Below are 20,530 nucleotides of genomic sequence, written 5' to 3'. Positions count from 1 at the left end.
TTCATATTCTCTGGGCTGGATTAAGCGGTTTGTGCTTGCTGGCTACTTTCGTTGCGCGCTTTAACAACGAATGCAAAACCAACTAACGCTAGGAAGCCTGTGACGAACATGGCGGTAGTGACAGTCATTAGGCCATAAGCGGCAAAAGCCGATACTAGGCCACTGGCCGCGAAACAGACCATTGTCTGTAAGAAGTTCAATAAACCAGCAGCCGTTGCACTGCAGTTTTTGAAATCTTCCAGTGCTTTGCTAATGATGATTGGATAGATTGCACCATTGGCAACCGCCAAGAAACAGAATGGGATCAGTATTGGCCAAATTGTTTTTGGTTCAGTGTTGAGTGAAATTAGGAACATCACGGTCACACTACCGAAGAACAGTTTTAGGATCCACGGCAGCAATTGTTGGCTGTCGAATTTGTTTAATAGTGTACGGCAACCATAGCCACCTACAATAAAGGCAACAGTTTGCGGCGCATAACTCAGACCGATATCAGCACCTGAATAGCCCATTGCGGACATGACAAACGGTGAGCCGGTTAGGTAAGCAAAGAAAGCGGCTGAGCACGCTGCAAAGATGATCATATTACCAATGAATTTTTTTGAACTCAGTATTTGCTGGTAATCTTGTCGCAGTTGAACCGTGAATTTTTCTTGTTTTTTGTCCAATTTGGCACTTTCAGGCTCTTTAAGTGTCATTATGGCTAAAATAGCACCAAATCCAACAAGGGCCACAAAAATACTACGCCAGCCAAAATGATTCTCAAGCAGTGCGCCTGCAAGTGGTGCTAACGCAGGAGACAAAGCAACGAGCGGCATAATAGTTGCGAATACACGCTCTGATACTTTACCGTCGTAGCGGTCGATAACGACGGCTTGCCAGATAACCGTTGCACTACATGCACCTAGCGCCTGAGCGAATCGGGCTGCAAGCATAAGCTCAACGTTAGGCGCAAAGGCACATAATACAGAAGCGACGCTAAATAGTGTCATGCCGCCAAGTAGCACTTTAATTCGTCCGATACGATCAGATAACGGGCCATATACAAGTTGACCCAGTGCCATGCCCAAAAGGAAAATACTTAACGTTAAACCGATAAGTGATTGTGATGTATTAAAATCTTCACGGATAGTTTCAAAAGCCGGTAAGTACATGTCTGTAGCTAGGAAACCTAGCATACTTAAACAGGCAAACCAGAACGTGGTGATTTTTGAAGGTTGATTAGTCATAAAAAGGTGTCTATATACTGTTTTTCTATGCTGGCAAGTTTATACATGGTTTTCTGAACTGTGAAACGGTAAAATTTCACCATTGCTTTCAAAATATTTGATGCCAAATAATGCTACACAGTGGTAAGCCATGTTTTCATATAATGATCTGCAAGTTATTGATGTTGTCGCACGCAGAGGTAGCTTCTCTGCAGCTGCTGAAGAATTGCACAAAGTACCAAGTGCAATCAGTTACACTGTCCGTGTGATAGAAGAGCGGTTAGCTGTCGATTTATTTGTTCGATTACACCGTCAGGTTCAATTAACCCCTGCGGGGGAGTACTTTGTTGAGGAGGCCAGAGGCCTGCTTAAGCAAATGGAGCAATTAAAACTGCAAACACAAAGGGTGGCGAATGGGTGGTCGCAAAGTGTTTCTGTCGCGCTGGATACAGTGGTGCGTGAAAGTCGGGTAAATATCCTTGTGAGGGACTTTTATCGGCAATTTCCTGATATGGAATTGCACCTGACGATGGAAGTGTTTAACGGGGTCTGGGATGCACTGGCTGACGGACGTGCGGATATCGCTATCGGTGCAACTGCGGCTGTACCCGTTAGTGGTCATTTTGATTACCGCGATATGGGGGTACTAACATGGCGTTTTGTGGTCGCACCTGATCATCCGCTTGCAAGTGCCGATCATCTGCTTGAGCCTGATGAGTTGGCTCACTATCCGGCAATCTGTCTGGAAGATACATCACGGGTACTGCCAAAGCGTACCACATGGCTGATGGATAACCAGCGCCGGATCATGGTCCCAAACTGGCACAGCGTGATGTCATGCTTAAAATCGGGTTTAGGGATCTGTGTTGTCCCAGAGCACATGGTATTGCCGCGTATCGCCAGTGGTGAGCTGGTGGAGAAGCAATTAGCCATAAAGCCTGCGGTCAGCCCGTGCTGCTTGGCATGGAATAAAGAAAGTCAGAATCCGGCTATTGCCTGGCTGCTGGAATACCTTGGCGATAGTGAACAGCTACATCGCGAGTGGATGCGTTAAATCCGATCATGGTAATCGGGAAAGAGAAAGCAGGCAGTGCGAGCTGCCAGCCTGCTTTACCAAATCAGTTAGCCTGAATTACTGAGCTGATTCAGTATCGGTAGCTTCAACATCATCTGCAGTTTCTGTCGTGGCCGCTGAAACCAGTGTATCCATGTACTGTTCAACAGTCATACCAGCAAGTTGTGCAGCTTCTTCATATTTCGCACGGTCGGCTTTAGAAATATAACGCGGCTTATTACTACGGTGTAACTTCGCGTTCTTTCTTTTCTGGTGTTTTTTCAGTGCTTCGTTGATTTTTTTCTTGCGGTTCATGAGTGATTTGTCGCTCAGTAAAAATGAGGCACGATTGTAGCGGGAATAATACGCTTGGCAAGCGTTGGGGTGATATTCGCCGCTCTTTATTGTATATCCAAACCCTCTAGAGGTTACGTATCTGGGATTATACCGCTCGTCATTGGCAAGCAGCGAACAGATGGATTGAATGACCGTCGACGGTTGTTAATCATCGCTTGATACTGGAAAATTAAAATCATTGATTTTAAAGCGATTTAATCAATGACCTCATACATTGTTATAGATAATAGATAATGCCCGCAATATTGATGTACGGAGTAGGTTGCATGAAGAAAATTGGTTCGAATTAGCTCGTAAATTGGGAAAAACATCGCTGGTGAGCTTGGTAAATAAGGTATGCTACGAAAATTATCACCTTTGCCCAGGCGGCATAATTAACAATGCTGCTTAAATTAAGAATGTAACACGCTAGAAAATAGTAAATTAATCACATATTGATAACAGGAACACCTAATGTCCGCGAAGGCACTGAAAATTGTATTTTACGCAATTAACGGGACTGGATTGGGTCATATAACCCGACTGAATAATATTGCTACTGATGCGGCAATAATGTGTAAAGCACTAGGTATAGAGCCTCGATTCGAATTTATCACCACTTCCGACGCACCTGCTGTCGTGACTGATTTTATTACGACAAAGTTTCCATCCAAGACAACGATTAAGGAACTCGCTCTTCCTATTAAGTCAACAACGGCTGCAATCAAAGCTCAGATAGTCAGTCATATTAGTACGGCTTCACCTGATGCCTTAGTGTTAGATACGAACCCGAAAGGTTCATACGGTGAGTTCTCATTTATCCAAAGTCTCGCTCGAACAACGGTTTTTATCGATCGGGCACGTAAGCAAGAAACCATCGACGCTTCAACAAAAATGCATATCGCGCTATACGATAAAGTCATTTGTCCTGAAGTGGCTGGTTGCGCATCTTTCCCGTTACATCCAAATACCACTTATACCGGTAAAATTCATGGCTATAAGCCAGAAAAAGCCTTAACCAGAGAATCGGTGCGGGAATACTTCGGGGTAAAACCGAATCAAAAATTAGTCTACCTCTCTAGCGGTGGTGGCGGTGACAAGCACAGTGAGCAAGTGATTGATGCATGGACATCATGTGTTCGCGACATTTTGCCAGAGGCACTTATCGTCATTGGTTACGGACCGCTATTTAAGGGGAAACTTAACTATCGTGACCGCCACGTTATTCCTTTTACCGGGACAAATATCAGCGGTTACTTCACCGGTTTTGACTTCGCTATCAGTGCAGCAGGGTATAACAGTTTTGAAGAGTTACAGGCCGCAGGTGTGCCGACGTTATTTTATTCACTGGAAAAGGGGATGGATGATCAGGCTGACAGAATTCGTCAAAAAGAAAGTGAAGGGTTTTGTATGTTCGGTCGGGTAGAGTCCTTAAATTCTGATCTTAGGCGATTCTTGCTGAACCGAGAGATGATCGCGACTAGGCTAAGCGGCATAGCGTCATTCTCGGGTAGCGTGCTTGCAGCGAAAAGCCTGATTGAAACAGCAGCCAGTAAACGATCATGGCAGCTCGAGAGTAGTGAATTAGAAGTGATTGCTCAAAGGATCATCAATAACAGAATTGAAAAAAATGATGTGCTAACTCGCACAAATGTTGCTGCATAAGGAAATAAGAAATGATTTATACCCGTAAACGGGGGATGAAAGATGCTCAGGATGCAATTTCATCTTATACCAGCCAAATAGATCAACTGAACCAGCAGATGGTCCAGATAAATAGCTCGCTTGATGAGATCATGAAAGATATGGGTGATACAAGGCTAAACCTTGCTCACGGTTTGCTGACAGATATTAGTGAGCAATCTGTTGGTGGTATCGCGCAAGAGGTAGGGGCTATCCACTTACCGGGCGAGTTAAAAAAATGTCACAAGGAAAACGTTCGCAATCAGGCTCGAATTGATGAAATTGCAGGAACAGAAGAGTTCATCAATTCTGAATCACTTATTCATCCGATTGTGGGGAAATTAACGGCAGATGAAAAAGAGTATCAGCAGATAATTGCCAGCTTCAATGAGTCGATTCTGCGCTGGGAACAGGCTCCTCATTTTTTATGGATTAAAAAGGACATTCATCGTGGTTCATCTTTTTTTGATAAGGTCGTTGATGCTATTTCGTTCGCATGGGTTGGTCGTGGTCGGAAATACGCTAAGTGCGAGGCTGTTGTCGGTGAGCTCATTACGGCATTTAATGACTACGATGACAAGAAAGTGGAACTGGATAATATCCAATCGTTAAATACAGATCTTTCATGTCGAATTACGGCCATTAAAGAGCTAGTAAAAGAGCATGAGACATTGAGTGAAATCGTTACTAATTTTGAAAGTATTGCGCTGGATTCTCTGCACACGACGCTGGCATCCCATTTTTATAGTGCCGATTTGGGGTTGATGAAAGACTCCATTCGAAAAGAAGCTATTCCGATGCTTGCCAAACTGGAAGCACTTCGTAAGAAAAAGCAGCATTTGTCGGATCAGAAAGAAAGCTGTAAAAATGAGATAAGCGATCGCGAAAATAGAAGGTATAAAGTTGAATCTGTACTGATGAAATGGCGTCGGTCGTCACGTTTCGCACTGAGCAGTAACAAATCCAACTGGCTGGTTGATATTCCAAACAATTGTCAGAACCGGACCAATCGCTTCTGTTCATCATATGCTTCTCAGCGCGATATTATCGTTCAATATCAAGACTACAACAGTTTCTCTAAGCTGTTCATTACAGGCATGATGTTCAGCTCGTTTGCGGTGTTTGCTTCTGGGCATCAGGTAGACAATTATGTCGTCAATCAAGTGTATTCAGAGGTGCCAGAACTTGCTGATATGCCTGAAGATATGGTGCTGGATGCCGCAGCGGCATCAACCGTGATGAATGAATCTGTAGAGATGCTCAATGAAGACGCCGTTGATGTCGCGATACTGGAAATGGAACAAGGCGACGAAGGCTTTGAGGATGCTTCTTAACCTATCTCAAGCCTGCATCTTGGGGTAATTGAGGTACAGTCAAAGCCACCACGATAATGTATAGAATGGTGGCTTTGATAAACTGTATTGATGATTTTTTTATTGTACTTTCAGCGTTTGATACCCCGCCCAGATACGGGTAACTGTCGTTATCCAGCATAATGAGCCAAAGCCCCAAGCGATCAGAGCGAAATGCTGAGGGAACAGGCAGAACAGCACAAAGCAAGTAATGGTTTCGGTGCCTTCGGTCAGGCCGCCAATATAGTATAAGGATTTTTGCTTATAGATCGGGCTTTCGATATTGCGCTTGCCAGCCATAATGGCAAAGCTGAGAAAGCTTGAACCCGTACCGATGAATGCGAAGATCAGGAATGCACCTGCGACGGCGTTCGCCTCAGGGTTAGCCAGTACAAAACCAAATGGCACCATTGAATAGAATAAGAAATCGAGCGTGATATCTAAAAAACCACCGCAATCGGTAATACCTTGTCGCCGAGCAATTGCTCCATCTAATCCATCGAAGAGACGATTTAGTGCAATGAAACCCAACGCCCACAGATAGTGTTCAAACATTAACGCGGGCAGGGCAAAAAGTCCGATGACAAAACCGGCAATAGTGACTTGGTTGGCGGTAACACCTAACCGATCAGGTAATGCAGAGAGTTGTTTTAATGGCCAGCGAATAACTTTAATGGCGTAGCGATCTAGCATGTAACTTGTTCCTGTAATTGTGGTGTCCAAGGCCATTGCAGAACTTGGCCGTTTTTTGGAATATCGGCATCGTCATGCGTGACCATAATGGCTGGAATATTGCGTGAGCGAATCTGTTCGAAGACAAACAGGCGGAACTCGTTGCGCAGGGCTTTATCCAGCTTGCTAAAAGGCTCATCCAGCAACACTGCATCTGGTTCCGAAAGTAGCATGCGCATTACGCTGATCCGTGCGCGCTGCCCACCTGATATTTCATTAGGCATTTTATGGGTTAATTCAGATAATCCGATTGCTGTTAGCGTATCGGCTATGCGCTGTTCACGCAATTTTCCTCGGTAGTGCTTAGGCAGGCCGAACATCAGGTTTTCAGCCACAGTAAAATGTGGGAACAATAAATCATCCTGAAACAGCAGACCAATTTTGCGTAGATTGGGCTGTAGATTCATGACATCAATATCGTTGAGCGTGACATGGCCTTGACAACTGAATTCATAGGAAAGGTGCCCAGCAATGGCACTTAGCAACGTTGACTTACCACAGCCACTGGGGCCCATCAGGGTGAATATATCCCCTTGTTTGACAGTAAATGTCACGGGTGAGAATAAACGCTGCTCACCATTACTTACAGTGAGGTTTATTACAGACAGTGTCATCCTGATGTGTACTCCGTTGTTGCTGTGTCGTATGGCGGTGGTGCTGATAATGGGTTGTTAGCCGATTCGTTACGAACGCCATAGAAAAAAAGATAAAAGGCAGTACGCCTTGAAGCAGGCCGTATATCGCAGTGACTCGTCGGTCTTGACCACTTGCTAAGGCAACGGCTTCAGTGGTCACTGTACTGATCCGCCCAGCCCCCAGCATTTGGGTTGATAAGTACTGTGCGAGGCTGACGCTTATCCCTACCGCTAAGCCCATTAAGATGGCAGGTTGTACTTGGGGGCGCTTAATCTGCCACCATGTCTGCCAGCCCGTCATGCCAAGGCTACGGCTGCATTGGTCAAGACGTACATCATAACTGCGCCAAGCGCCATCAAGCGTGAGATATAAATAGGGAAAAACAAAGAATAAGTGACTCCATACTACCCACAGCCAGTAATGCTGGCCGGGTATAAGATAGGTTGCGACTTGAACACCAAATAACAATGATAACTGGGGCACGACCAAAGGTATCGCGATAAGCCAATTAGGCAAGCCTCGATGGTGTTTTTGGCGATATTCAAGACAGCCAATGGCTAAAATTAAAGCGATTGCGCTACTGATTAATGCCAACAAAATACTGTTAGTACTTAACTGTAGTAATGGTTCCAGTTCTTGTTGCCAGAAGCGTGTGCTAAAGCGACTAGGAAATAGTTCAGGGAAACGCCAGCGTTGTGCGAATGACCAGACGGTCAATATTGGGACCACCAGGATCGGCAGTAGGATAAAAGGCGTATACAGTGGAATGAGTTGGTGAAACCAAGCAGGCTGAGAGCCTTTTCGCGGTAATGCCCCTTTGAGCAACCAGCGACGATGGTGGGAAAGTAGCAGCCATTCAATGGCACGGAAACCACCCAGTACAACTAGGGTTATCGTAAGCAACAACAGCGCACCAACAGCTGCACGAGGCAGTTGCTGTAAATCAGGTTCGTTAAACCATTGCCAGACCAATACCGCGAGGGTGGTAGGGCGTGACGGTCCGATAATCAAGGCAACATCAACCACTGAGAGCCCATATGCTGCGACGGCAAAGAGGGGAAGCCGAAGTTTTGGCAGTAACAGGGGTAAAACGACCCGTAACCAACTTTGTTTGTGGTCGTAGCCGAGACTGGCACTGACGGCATTTAGTCTACTGGTCTGTAGTTGCTGTAACACCGGGATGCTCATGAGTAATAGAAAAGGTGTTTCTTTTATGGCAAGCGCGAGCAATAGGCCAATGCCATAGGGGTCTTGAATAATACTGAGTCCTTGCTGAGTGTTTATACCAACCCACTCAAGTAGCCTGTATATCCAGCCAGACGGTGAAAATAGGAAGGCAAAGCCAATAGCGAAGGCGACATGCGGTAATGCCAACATCGGAGAAAGAGTATTTTCCAGCCATTGCCAGCGGGAGGTATCCCAGTAGCGCCTTAAAATGAAAAAGGAAAAAAGTAGGGCGAGCCAGGAGCTGCCAATGCCGGTAAATAGAGTTAAACAGATTGATGTTGAGAGTCCTGGCCATGCACTCACTAATCCAAAAGCGGTGAGATCCGGTGAGTGATAACCCAACGGGGGTAACCAAGAGATAGCAGGCAGTAACAACCCAAGCAGGCCGGGCAGTAACGGCGTGAAGCATAAAAGTAGCGCGATAACGTATAACAGTTGAATCATAAATTACTCAAGCATGGGAGGGGGCCCCCTCCCATTATCTGAACAGGCAGCTCATTAGCTACCGTATCGTTTTTGCCATTCTTGTTCGATAGCGGTTAGCCAACTTGGATGCGGTTCAGGAATCGATTTAAATAAGCTGAACCCTTGTGCACCGCTGGTGGCGAGTATGTCTTTTTTAAGAATTGATGGGTCTCCCCAGATAGTCGCATCTGCTTTACGCGCTTGTGCGGCTGGGCTCATCAGGAAGTTAATCGTGACCATGGCGCCAGCCTTGGCATTAGCATTCCATGGAATAGCCAAAAAATGAATATTTGACAGTGCTCCTTGCTGGAAGGCATATGTCTCTGCGGTGTCAACGAGGTTCCCGTTTTCAATTGCCGCATTTGCCGCATTGGGGTTAAATGTAATTGCTAATAGTAGTTGTCGATCATCGAGGAGTTGGATTGTCTCACTCGACCCCGACGGAAACTGCTGTCCGTGTTGCCAGGCGACAGCATGTAATTGGTCAAGGTAATGCCACAACGGCGCAGTGACACGCTCAAATCGCGGCTGTTCCGTTTTTATGTCGATTGGCTGATACAGTGAGTCAGGATCATCAGTCAGTTCAAGCAGTGCTGCTTTCAGGAAACTGCTGCCATGAAACTCTGGTGGTTGTGGGTAACTGATTTTTCCAGGAAATGCTTTCGCTAAGCTGAGTAGCTCAGAAAAGTTTTGCGGTGGATTATTCAGTGTTTGCTTATCATGAATAAAAACAAGCTGGCCAACCCCCCAAGGTGCTTCTAGGCCAGCGGTGGGTTCGGTAAAATCCCGGTCGATAGGCAGGGACTTATCGACATATTGCCAATTAGGAAGCTGTTGAGTGAATGGGCCATAAAGTAAATGGTTTTGCTTCATTGAGCGAAAATTCTCACCATTGATCCAGACTAAATCAACGCTACCCGCTTGATCTTTCCCTGCCGTTTTTTCCGCTAGTAAGCGTTGGGTTGTCTCTGCAATATCTGCCACTTTGACATGCTTAAGGTTGACCCCGTATTGGCTTTTTAGCTGTCTGCCTGCCCAGCGGAGGTAATCATTAATTTCCTGACTCCCACCCCAAGCATTAAAGTAAACGGTCTGCCCTTTGGCTTCACTCAATACCTGTTGCCAGTATTGAGTTGCAGGCTCTGCTGTTTGGGCCATTGTGACGTTAGTGGCGAGCGCCAACGCCAGTCCTAATAGTGTTTTTTTCATGGTTATATATCGTCCTCATTTCCATTAAGTGTATGGTCAGCAGGGCGTTGTTTATTGTTTTGTGGATCTGCTGTTTTTTTTCCATGTCTCATCCAGCCGTGGTATTTCTCCACAATGGCGAGTAGCCCTTGCGGTGCATTGGCTTTTTTCCAGACACCAGCGGTGTATTTGGCGGCTTCACTCATGGTCGGATAGGGATGAACCGTCCCTAAAATTTTATTGAGACCGAGGCCGTGGCGCATTGCGAGGGTAAATTCGGCCAATAGTTCGCCCGCATTATGGCCGACAATAGTCACACCTAATATTTTATCTTTGCCTTTTGGTGTGATGACTTTAATGAACCCTTCATCTGTACCATCAGTAATGGCACGATCTAGGTCATCTATACCATAGGTAACAACGTCAAAATTAATGCCTTGTTGCTTGGCTTCTTTCTCATTGATACCTACCCGAGACAGTTCAGGTGAGGTATAGGTCGCGGCTGGCAGAACGGAATAATCGGCTTTAAATTTCTTGAATTGGCCAAATAAGCCATTAACTGCGGCGTACCAAGCTTGGTGCGCTGCTGCATGTGTGAGCTGAAATGGCCCGGCAACATCACCCACCGCATAAATGTTCGGGTATTTGGTTTGCAGGTAGGCATTTACCTCGACAGTACCACGTGCGGTAGTTGATATGCCCAATGATTCAAGACCAAATCCTTGAACGTTGGCAACGCGGCCTAGTGCGAGCATAACCGTATCAAATTCTATGCAGATATGCTCACCCGCTTTCTCACCCGTAACGTATTCAAGATGGGCTTTTTGAACGGTATGGCCTGATGTATCGGTGAGTGATTCAAAACGCACTGCTTTGAGGCCAATTTTAATGTCGACGCCGTCTTTTTCCATGCTGGCCTGTATAATTTCCGCAGCATCTTGGTCTTCACGGATAAGCAGTTGCTCTGCCATTTCGACGACAGTGACTTGGCTGCCTAATCGACAGAAGCTTTGTGCGAGTTCACAACCAATCGGCCCTCCGCCAAGCACCAATAGGCGCTTTGGCTGTTCAGTTAGATTCCAGATGGAATCCGATGTGAGGTAGTTGATCTCTTCGAGGCCTGGAATCGCAGGTACCAGCGGGCGAGCCCCTGTTGCAATGACGATATTACGCGTCGTGATTCGTTGGCCATTGACCTCGACTTCCCACGGTGACACAACGGTGGCATTACCGCTGATGCAGTTCACGCCCAATTCCGTGTAGCGTTCGACGCTATCATGAGGTTCGATTTTTTTTATGACATCCTGAATACGGCCCATTACCTTGGCAAAATCCACCTGCACATCACGGGTTGTGATGCCGAACTCTTTTGCGTGAGTAATTTCTGCCATAGAATGCGCTGCGCGGATGATGGCTTTGGATGGCACGCAGCCTGTATTGAGGCAATCACCGCCCATTTTATGGCGTTCAATCAGTGTGACTTTGGCTTTTACTGCGGCTGCGATATACGCACTGACAAGACCGCCAGAACCCGCGCCAATGACGACCATGTTTTGGTCAAAATGTGCAGGTTTGGCCCATTGGGCATAAACGCGACGTTGATTAATTATCCCCATGATGGATTTTGCAATGAAAGGGAAGATCCCCAGTAGCGCCAGAGAGATTAATACAGGCATCGAGATAATGCCGCTTAATGTATCAATCTGGCCTAGCTGAGTTCCTGCATTGATATAGACCATGGTGCCAGCGAGCATGCCCACTTGGCTGACCAGATAGAACATTCTGGTTGTAATCGGCGTTAGGCCCATTAATAAGTTGACCAGAAAGAATGGAAAAATCGGGATCAGTCTTAATGAAAATAGGTAAAAAGCCCCTTCTTTTTTTATCCCTGCATTGATGGCACCTAAACGGTAGCCAAATCGATGTTGTACCCAGTCATGAAGAATATAACGACTGAATAGGAATGCGAGTGTTGCGCCAATGGTGCTGGCAAATGAAATGAGCAATAAACTCCACCAAAAACCAAACAGAGCGGCACCTAATAAGGTCATTATCGCGGCGCCAGGTAATGACAAAGCCGTGACGACGATATAGAGAACAAAGAACATCAAGCTAGAGAGAAAAGGTTGCAACACAATAGTGTCTTGTAGTGACAATTGGTAGGCCTTTGCCTGCTCCAGAGTGAAGTACTGACTAAGGTCAAAGGCAAACCACATGCTAATAATTGCGATAACAGTGCCGAGAACCACGATTTTTTTTCTGTTCATATAAGGCTCCTATTGCTCATCCTTAGTGGATGTCGCGGGTGGGGATTGCGTTGAATTGGGTTGGATGGGTAGAGAGCAAAACCCTTGCTCGGGCACATCTAGAGCAGTGTTAAATTTGGCGGATAGATTCTGAAATGCAATCAAAGCGGTAAGCTCAACAATTGTATCTTCATCAAAGTCGACTTTTAATCCATCAATCATAGTATCGGTAACGCGCTGGCCTGTGATTGTGATGGCCTCGACATATTCCAATACTTTGCGTTCTTGCTCATTGAACAAATCACTGTGTTGCCAATTCGCGAGCGCCTTTATTTTTTCGACAGAGTTGCAGCGCTCAGCCAGTTTCATGCCATTAGCATCAACACAAAAGGCACAGTCATTGAGCTGAGAAACTCGTACACAAACCAATGAACGAATTAATGGTGTTACGGGCGAAGTTTTACGATCAAGATAACCAAAAAAACCAGCGACAAGCCAGAATAGAGTCGGCCGACGGCCCCAGAGTAGCGCTGGATTTAGCACTTTACCGTAATGACGTTGCTGTAACCAAAGTAATGGTTTGATGATAAAGGAATAACGGCTTTTGGTTGAAATTCGCACGTGGGCCTCATGATTTGTCTTGTGATACTGATTGAGTATTAATCTGATGGTGGTAAATATTACCGAAATTATCAGATAGTTATGAGACAAAGACCAAGAGAAGTGTGAATTAATTTCAGGTGTAGACTAAATTAAAGAAAAAACAGAGTTAATTGATGGATAATTGTACGGATTGTGTCTGTTGCGTCACAATTTTGTTGACGGGTTTCTCTGTGATTAATACATAACCACAAGCCAATATTGGGATAATGGCCAACATCATGGTTTTACCAATGTGGTAATTACGGTACCAATATTTTTTGGCTCGGATTTTAAGAATAAGGCCCCAGATGAATAGTGTGCCGTTTAGGGTCGCCACACAGATAAAGATATCCAGCAGGGCATGCACTGGCGCGATGTGATAGTTGATAAGCACCACGACAACGATAGGGGGGAGAAGGCTAAATAGCACGAGCAGTCTCATCAGGCGTGGCCATTTGCTAAACGTATCTTTGAACATACGATCACTTTGCCCTGGAAAAGGTCTGGAACAGTGCATATCAACCCCCGATGAGTGCGTGCCAGTTATTGTACAAATGTACCTACGCATTGGAAGTGTGTTGATGCTTTTATAAACAGCTTTGTGAGGCGATTCAATTTTTGACGCTTACTGACAGAAATTTGTCAATAAGCGACTCAAGTTGCTATGAGCATGATCCGCAAATTGGATCATTGAGAGAGTGGGGATGGTGTTGAAGTGGCATCATTTGGAACATAATCAGCAGAAGCAGGTACTGCAATATCACTGTCTACCCATCCGCCTCCCAGCACCTTATATAACGTGAGGAAATTGAGCTGCTCCGACAATTTAGTGTTGATTAACTCTTGTTGGGCTGTGTAATAAGAGCGCTGTGAATCAAGGACGACAAAGTAATTATCTACTCCTTCGTCAAAGCGTAAATTTGATAGTCGGAAGCTGTCACCGGTTGCATCGACTAAGCGCTGCTGAGCCGCTACTTGGTCTTTCAGGGTCGCTTGATTTGCTAAGGCATCTGACACTTCACGAAATGCTGTTTGAATGGCTTGTTCATATTGATTAAGTGCTATTTGTTGATTTGCCCGTGCAATATCAAGTTGCGCATCTAGCTCACCCCAGCGAAAAATGGGCAAAACCAGTGCAGGTGAAAATGCCCAACTACGGCTATCCCCTGAAAACAATTGATCAGCAGAGGTGCTTAATAAGCCACCTGTTGCGGTAAGTGATATCGAGGGGAAATAAGCGGCACGAGCTGCGCCAATATTAGCGTTTGCTGCGATTAAGTTGTGTTCTGCTGCCACAATATCAGGCCGTCGTAATAATACTTGTGACGGCATGCCAACCTGAATAGGTGCAAATTGGATTAACTCGGGTTGTTGTGGTTGTAAATGACGAGGGATTTGGGTGCCGACTAACGTAGTGAGAGCATTGAGGTCGATATTGACTTGACTCGTGAACTGGGCGACATCTTTCTGTGCCGTTGCTACTGTGGTCAGGGCTTGAGCCAGATCAAGGCCTGTTACTACACCATTGTTGAAACTTTTTTCTGTCAAGGCAAGTGATCGCTCTTGAATGATAAGGGTATTTTTTGCCAGTTGAAGTAAGTGTTGATCAGCGATTAAGGTGAGATAAGCCTCGACGACACTGCTGACCAGACTGAGTTGAGTGCTTTTTCTGGCATCAATGGTTGCTAGGTATTGTTCTAAAGCTTGCTTTTCTAAGCTGGCGATACGACCCCAGAAATCAATTTCGTAGTTGGTGACACCTAAGTCAACACTGTATTGGCGTCTGATCGTTGAGTTTCCATTGTTGGCATTTTCTGATAGCCGTTGGTTACTTGCGCCTGCGGTGATATCAATATTGGGTAGACGGTTTGCCCGTTGTATACCAAAGAGTGCCTCAGCACGTTGAATATTGAGTATCGCGATACGTACATCGCGGTTGTTATTTAAAGCGAGCTCAACGACTTGTTGGATTTTATTATTACGCACAAACTGCCGCCAGTCGCCTTCGGGTAACACCGGGGATGGCGAAGCCGTCGTCTGTGGTGTGGCAGAAAGGGTATCCGGTGCTATTGAACTTGAACGGGGCGTTGGCATGGCTTGGCTTGATAATTGTAATGGGCCGGTTGAATATGTGACGACCGCGGGGGTATAGATTGAGTAATTCCCACCGGAGGTATCGTTGGTTTGTACCGGCCAGTTTTGATTAACGGGTAATGCTGGCCGTTGATAGTCAGGAATGAAACTGATACACCCTGATAAAAGCGCAGTAGCAAGTGCGGATAAAATAAAGCCCGGATGATTAGTCATGGCGTGGCTCCTTATTTCCTGTGCTATTGGCGGCGTTATTTCGTGGTGGGGTGGCGGTGAGTTCTTCATGATCTTTACCTTGGAATACCCGTGTAACCACGACAAAGAATAGAGGTACGAAGAAGATCCCAAGGAAGGTAGCCGTCAATACGCCTCCTACGACACCAGTACCGACCGCGTTTTGTGCACCAGATCCCGCACCGTCTGAGATCGCAAGGGGCACAACCCCCATACCGAAAGCCAGCGAAGTCATTAAAATTGGGCGAAGGCGGATTTTAGCGGCATGGATAGCTGATTTGAACATGTCTTCACCGGACTCATGGTATGACTTGGCAAATTCGACGATCATAATGGCATTTTTTGACGCTAAGCCAATGGTGGTGAGTAAACCAACTTGAAAGTAGACATTATTATCCAGACCGAAAAACAGGGTGGAACTCACCGCCCCTAGAATACCCAGAGGAATAATCAGGATCACCGAAAACGGCACCGCCCAGCTTTCATACAAAGCCGCAAGGCATAAGAAAACGATCAAAATAGAGAGTGCGTACAATAACGGGGCTTGACCGCTGGATATCTTCTCTTGGTAGGACATGCCTGTCCATGACATGCCGACCCCAGAGGGTAGCTTGCTGACCAGTTGCTCCATGGTGAGCATCGCATCTCCGGTACTCACGCCAGGAGCTGGTTCCCCAAGAATTTCCATGGCAGATATGCCGTTGAACCGCTCCAAGCGCGGAGAGCCAAATGCCCATTCCCCTTTACTTATGGCACTCATGGCAACCATTGAGCCCTCACTGTTTCGGACCCGCCATTCCATCACATCACTGGGATCCATCCGATAGGGGGTGTCGGCTTGTACATAGACTTTCTTGATACGGCCTCGGTCGATGAAATCGTTAACGTAGGTGCCTCCTAACGCTGTACCTAACGTTGTATTGACGTCATTTATCGCAACGCCTAATGCTCGGGTTTTGAGCTGATCAACATCGATATGAAATTGGGGGGTATCTTCCAGTCCATTGGGACGGACTGCCATTAATTGGGGATTTTGTGCGGCCATCCCGAGTAATTGGTTACGTGCCTCCATCATGGTAGCGTGTCCGAGGTTGGCGCGATCTTGTAAGAACATATCAAACCCGGTGGCGTTACCCAGCTCCATGATTGCGGGTGGCGCAAACGCATAGATCATTGCTTCAGGAATTTGGGTAAACGCGCCCATAGCACGTCTGGCTATCGCATTCACTTTGTCACTCGGGCTGGTTCGTTGATCCCAGTCGACCAGTGAAATGAACATCATCCCGGTATTCGCCCCGGATCCCGCGAAGCTAAAGCCCGCCACTGAGAAAACAGATTTAACATTTTTTTTCTCATCAACGAGGAAGTAATTTTCAACTTGGTCAAGAATTTCCAGTGTTTCTTCCTGGGTTGAGCCCGTAGGCAGCTGTACCATGCTCATCATAACCCCCTGATCTTCATCAGGTAGAAAACCACCGGGTAAGCGAAGAAAGAGGAAGGCTATCACGACCCCAATACCGAGGTAGATGAGTAAAAAACGCACACTGCGATGGGTAATAAATGTGACGGCTTTGGTGTAGCCATCTGTTGCTTTACTGAAGTTACGGTTAAACCAACCAGCAAAGCCGGTATCTTTATGACCATCGGTTGTTTTTAGCAGGCTGATGCACAATGTCGGGGTGAGGATAATGGCGACCATGACAGATAAGGCAACGGCGGTGACAATGGTGATTGAAAATTGGCGATATATGGCCCCCGTTGAGCCACCGAAGAAAGCCATAGGGACAAATACCGCGATCAATACCATCCCAATCCCCACAAGGGCACTGGTAATTTCTGTCATTGATTTTTCTGTCGCCGCACGAGGATCTAGTCCTTCTTCTTCCATAATACGTTCGACGTTCTCAACCACGACAATCGCATCATCAACCAGTAAGCCAATCGCTAATACTAAGGCAAACATGGTTAAGGTATTAATCGAATACCCTAAGATCAGTAACACCGCGAAGGTCCCTAATACCACAACGGGGACGGCAATAGTTGGGATTAGGGTTGCGCGAAAACTCTGTAAGAACAGTAACATGACTAAAAAGACTAAGAACACAGCTTCAAGTAAGGTCTTGACTACTTCTTCAATGGAAATTTTGATAAAAGGGGTCGTATCATAGGGATATACGACGTTGAGGCTATCTGGAAAAAAGGGCTCAAGTTCGCTGAGTTTTTCTCGTACTAATTTGGCGGTTTCCAGTGCATTTTTTCCTGTCGCTAATGCGATTGATATCCCTGCCGCTGGCTGTTTATTGTAATTGGCGACGGTCTGGTAAGATGCCGCGCCCAATTCAACGCGAGCCACATCTTTAAGTCGAACTTGAGACCCATCAGTGTTGACTTTGAGTAGAATATTTTGAAATTGTTCTACCGTTTTTAACTGCGACTGAGCCGTAATGGTGGCATTGAGCTGCTGGCCTTGGACGGCTGGTGAAGCACCAAGCTGGCCCGCAGACACTTGGGCATTTTGTTCTTTGATCGCCGCGACGATATCTGAAGGCATCAGGTTAAAACTATCAAGTGAATAAGGGGCCAGCCAGATGCGCATGGCATATTCAGCGCCAAATAGCTGAGTTTGCCCTACGCCATCGACTCGACTTAACGGATCCAGCACATTACTGGCTATATAGTCTGAAATATCAGCATTGTTCATATCAGGATCATCGGATACAAAACCGATCACCATCAAGATAGAGTTACTGGCTTTTTCAACTCGCACCCCTTGGGTCTGCACGGCCATGGGTAATAGAGGGGTGGCTGCAGAGAGTTTGTTTTGTACCTGAACTTGTGCGATATCAGGATCAGTACCTGCTGCAAAGGTCAGAGTAATCGCGATATTACCGAATGAGTCTGATGTGGATGACATATAGAGCAGGTTATCTAACCCATTCATTTGTTGTTCAATGACCTGCGTGACTGAGTCTTCAGCTGTTTTTGCTGATGCTCCCGGGTAGGTGGCAGAAATTTGGATAGCTGGTGGTGCTAATGTCGGGTACTGAGCGATGGGGAGTAACACGATAGCGATGAGACCCGCTAGCATCACCATGATGGCTAACACCCAAGCAAAGACAGGTCTTACGATGAAGAAATGGGCCATATCACCCTCCTATTTTTGCGGTTGTGCGCTAATTTCGTGTGATTTAGTCACCGGAGATCCGGGATGTACAAATTGCAAACCGTCGACGATGACTTTTTCACCCCCACTTAATCCTTTGGTGATCAGCCAGTGATGATCAATGAGATAGCTGGTATCAACCTCAACGACTTGGGTTTTGTTATCGCTGTCAATGACACTGACTTGAGCATCACCTTTAGGGTTGCGCGTCAGGGCCTTGGCTGGCACCAATATCGCATTGTGATCAACCCCACGTGGTAGTGATGCTCGAACAAACAACCCTGGAAGCAGGATTTGGTCAGGGTTAGGAAAGCTGACTCTGAGTATGAACGATCCTGTTGTTTCATTGATATCAACATCCGCAAACAGGATGGTACCCAGATGGTCATACGATGTGCCATCTTCAAGAAACAGCTTGATCTGCCGTGACTCATTCTGATCCCGGGTAATGACCCCTTGGGCTAAATCCCGACGAAATTGGAGCAACTCAGTACTGGATGCAGTGAGATCTACATACATTGGGTCATAGGTTTGCACTGTAACAAGCGGTGATGATTGGTTCGCGGTAACCAACGCGCCAGCTGTGACGTTTGAGCGCCCTGCACGACCATCTATCGGTGAGGTAACACGGGTATAACCAAGATTGATTTTGGCGTTGTCAACGGCAGCGCGTGCATTAGTAACTGAAGATTGTGCCTCTTGGTAGCTAGCGACGGCATTATCGTAGTCTTGACGCGATACGGCTCGTTCTTTGACTAACCGTTGGTATCGGCTTGCCAGGTTACGGGTTGATGTTTGGTTGGCAAGTGCCTTGCGTAAGTCTGATTGCGCTTGTTTGAGGGCTAGTTGGAAGGGGGCAGAATCGATTTGATAAAGTGGCTGGCCTTGTTTGACCATCGTGCCACCTTCGAACAATTGCTGCTGAATAATTCCGCCTACTTGCGGACGGATCTCTGCTTCATAGGACGGCAGAGTGCGTCCTGGCATGGTATCGTGCAACTCAACCGCCTGTGGTGCAACTATGACATAGCCGATATCGTATTGCGGACGTTGCTGGGTCGGAACTTGATGGTCTTCACACCCTTGGAGTAGCAATATGCTCAACAATACAACAGATGTTTGCAGCGGGTTTACGTGCAATTTATTGATCATAGACACTGACAATGCTCACCCCTTATTTCTCACGACAAGGTTATTAACCGTAAGGGCAGGTTGGAGATAGGACAACCTTGCGGAACATTGATTAGCTTATTTAACTTTTGCTGCTCGATGTGTCTTATCTTTGCGTGAAGCGTTGCATTGGTAACATCGCAGTGACTGATTCAAGGATTTAACGCTATGAAAAAATGGCGGGTTTACTTAGCGTTAGATCAAAACTTGATATCAATCCCTAAGCCAAAAGCACTTTCTTTAAAGTTATAGTTAGAAATGGTAGCCCCATAGCCACTTTCAGCTTTGAGGTATCCTCGTAATCCTTGGTAAATTTTAAAGTTCCAGCTCAGTTCCCCATAAGGTTTATCGAAACCGCTTTCTATAATGTTGCGAGTGAGCAACTTAACTTCTTGTTCATCGGTTGGCTGCCAACCGAAGACAAATTCACCATGACCGAGAAAATCAGTGATATCGGGGTTGTAGTCTTTAGAGTCATGAATTCTGATCCATGGCTTTATACGAATAAATCCCTGAGGGAAATGATAGGTGACATTGACATAGGCTCGGTTCCAACTTACTTCATTCGATCCGCCTGCACCATTAGATTGGTGCTCAACGCCAAAAGCAGCATCGAAGTGCTTGAACTTTTTGTTGTAAAACAATTCTGGGTTGAAATCATTATCGCGAAAGTAGGCTGATGATGCGTACGCTTCCCAATTTGATTTTTGTGTGTATGCCAGAAACACCCCTTCTTCATGGTTTCCGAGTAAATGGTATTTAAGGCTAATTTGAAATTGAACGAAAATATCGTGAACTTTACCACCATCAGGGGAGAGTGGCTCGAATCTCGCTTGGTTAACTCGGCTCTCTTTGTAGAGTGGTAATAGATAGGTGTCTTTGTGATGCGATACGCGGCTCGGTTCATTTGCCCAAACGGGGCTGGCGGTAGTTATCAGTGAAATAGATAAAAGAAGACTGCTTTTTTTCATATGTGCTTGAGGTCTTATCATGTTCCAGAGGTATAAGTATGCGATAAGAGTCGCTCTTTCGCAAAAAATGTGGGCACAAAAGGAACAGTTAAATCGTCAAAAAAAAGATACAGAGCAATAAGTTACTTAATG

At 46.0% G+C, this 20,530-nt stretch carries 16 protein-coding genes; 3 read left to right on the top strand and 13 right to left on the bottom strand.

Annotation, left to right across the window (positions count from 1 at the left end):
- Positions 1–20: 20 nt before the first annotated feature.
- Positions 21–1,229, bottom strand: a complete 1,209-nt coding sequence (gene punC / locus L4D12_RS03375; RefSeq protein ID WP_428446419.1) for a purine nucleoside transporter PunC — start codon at positions 1,227–1,229, stop codon at positions 21–23.
- A 130-nt stretch (positions 1,230–1,359) separates the two neighbouring features.
- Between punC and punR the strand changes: the two genes are divergently transcribed.
- Positions 1,360–2,262, top strand: coding sequence for a DNA-binding transcriptional activator PunR (gene punR / locus L4D12_RS03370; protein WP_428446418.1), 903 nt, complete (start codon positions 1,360–1,362; stop codon positions 2,260–2,262).
- Between the two features lie 78 nt (positions 2,263–2,340).
- Here punR and L4D12_RS03365 read toward each other — a convergent pair whose 3' ends face one another.
- On the bottom strand, positions 2,341–2,577 hold the full coding sequence (locus L4D12_RS03365; RefSeq protein ID WP_428446417.1) for a DUF2986 domain-containing protein: 237 nt from the start codon (positions 2,575–2,577) through the stop codon (positions 2,341–2,343).
- A 495-nt stretch (positions 2,578–3,072) separates the two neighbouring features.
- Here L4D12_RS03365 and L4D12_RS03360 point away from each other — a divergent pair, with 495 nt between their 5' ends.
- Positions 3,073–4,263 (top strand): hypothetical protein, encoded by a 1,191-nt coding sequence (locus L4D12_RS03360; RefSeq protein ID WP_428446416.1) that lies wholly within the window; start codon positions 3,073–3,075, stop codon positions 4,261–4,263.
- An 11-nt stretch (positions 4,264–4,274) separates the two neighbouring features.
- Entirely contained in the window at positions 4,275–5,615 is a 1,341-nt protein-coding gene (locus tag L4D12_RS03355; RefSeq protein ID WP_428446415.1) for a hypothetical protein, read from the top strand.
- A gap of 99 nt (positions 5,616–5,714) precedes the next feature.
- On the opposite strand, the gene L4D12_RS03350 is transcribed toward L4D12_RS03355, so the two are convergent.
- The 11 genes from L4D12_RS03350 to L4D12_RS03300 form a co-directional block, all read right to left on the bottom strand.
- The gene (locus tag L4D12_RS03350; protein ID WP_428446414.1) at positions 5,715–6,326 is read right to left on the bottom strand and encodes a CDP-alcohol phosphatidyltransferase family protein; all 612 of its coding nucleotides are present in this window, start codon (positions 6,324–6,326) and stop codon (positions 5,715–5,717) included.
- Positions 6,320–6,979, bottom strand: a complete 660-nt coding sequence (locus tag L4D12_RS03345) for an ATP-binding cassette domain-containing protein (protein ID WP_428446413.1) — start codon at positions 6,977–6,979, stop codon at positions 6,320–6,322. Before L4D12_RS03345 ends, L4D12_RS03350 begins: the two co-directional genes overlap by 7 nt.
- Positions 6,945–8,672, bottom strand: a complete 1,728-nt coding sequence (locus L4D12_RS03340; protein WP_428446412.1) for an ABC transporter permease — start codon at positions 8,670–8,672, stop codon at positions 6,945–6,947. The genes L4D12_RS03345 and L4D12_RS03340 overlap by 35 nt, the downstream gene beginning before the upstream one ends.
- 54 nt (positions 8,673–8,726) lie before the next feature.
- The gene (locus tag L4D12_RS03335) at positions 8,727–9,902 is read right to left on the bottom strand and encodes an ABC transporter substrate-binding protein (protein ID WP_428446411.1); all 1,176 of its coding nucleotides are present in this window, start codon (positions 9,900–9,902) and stop codon (positions 8,727–8,729) included.
- Between the two features lie 2 nt (positions 9,903–9,904).
- Entirely contained in the window at positions 9,905–12,148 is a 2,244-nt protein-coding gene (locus tag L4D12_RS03330; protein ID WP_428446410.1) for a dihydrolipoyl dehydrogenase family protein, read from the bottom strand.
- 9 nt (positions 12,149–12,157) lie between these two features.
- Positions 12,158–12,748, bottom strand: coding sequence for a carboxymuconolactone decarboxylase family protein (locus L4D12_RS03325; RefSeq protein ID WP_428446409.1), 591 nt, complete (start codon positions 12,746–12,748; stop codon positions 12,158–12,160).
- A 148-nt stretch (positions 12,749–12,896) separates the two neighbouring features.
- Positions 12,897–13,211 carry a hypothetical protein gene (locus tag L4D12_RS03320; protein ID WP_428446408.1) on the bottom strand — a complete coding sequence of 105 codons (315 nt, stop codon included), beginning with the start codon at positions 13,209–13,211 and terminating at the stop codon, positions 12,897–12,899.
- 245 nt (positions 13,212–13,456) lie between these two features.
- Positions 13,457–15,076 carry an efflux transporter outer membrane subunit gene (locus tag L4D12_RS03315; protein ID WP_428446407.1) on the bottom strand — a complete coding sequence of 540 codons (1,620 nt, stop codon included), beginning with the start codon at positions 15,074–15,076 and terminating at the stop codon, positions 13,457–13,459.
- A complete protein-coding gene (locus L4D12_RS03310) occupies positions 15,069–18,239 on the bottom strand; it encodes an efflux RND transporter permease subunit (protein WP_428446406.1) in 3,171 nt (1,056 codons plus the stop codon). The genes L4D12_RS03315 and L4D12_RS03310 overlap by 8 nt, the downstream gene beginning before the upstream one ends.
- Positions 18,240–18,248: 9 nt before the next feature.
- Positions 18,249–19,415: an efflux RND transporter periplasmic adaptor subunit gene (locus L4D12_RS03305; RefSeq protein WP_428446567.1), complete on the bottom strand. Its 1,167-nt coding sequence runs from the start codon at positions 19,413–19,415 to the stop codon at positions 18,249–18,251.
- Positions 19,416–19,627: 212 nt separating this feature from the next.
- Positions 19,628–20,398: a phospholipase A gene (locus tag L4D12_RS03300; RefSeq protein ID WP_428446405.1), complete on the bottom strand. Its 771-nt coding sequence runs from the start codon at positions 20,396–20,398 to the stop codon at positions 19,628–19,630.
- Between the last annotated feature and the right edge of the window lie 132 nt (positions 20,399–20,530).

It is taken from the genome of Photobacterium nomapromontoriensis, from assembly GCF_050336815.1.
Taxonomy (GTDB): domain Bacteria; phylum Pseudomonadota; class Gammaproteobacteria; order Enterobacterales; family Vibrionaceae; genus Photobacterium; species Photobacterium nomapromontoriensis.
The sequence above is the reverse complement of the archived record's forward strand: the minus strand, read 5'-3'. Positions and strand labels throughout refer to the sequence as shown.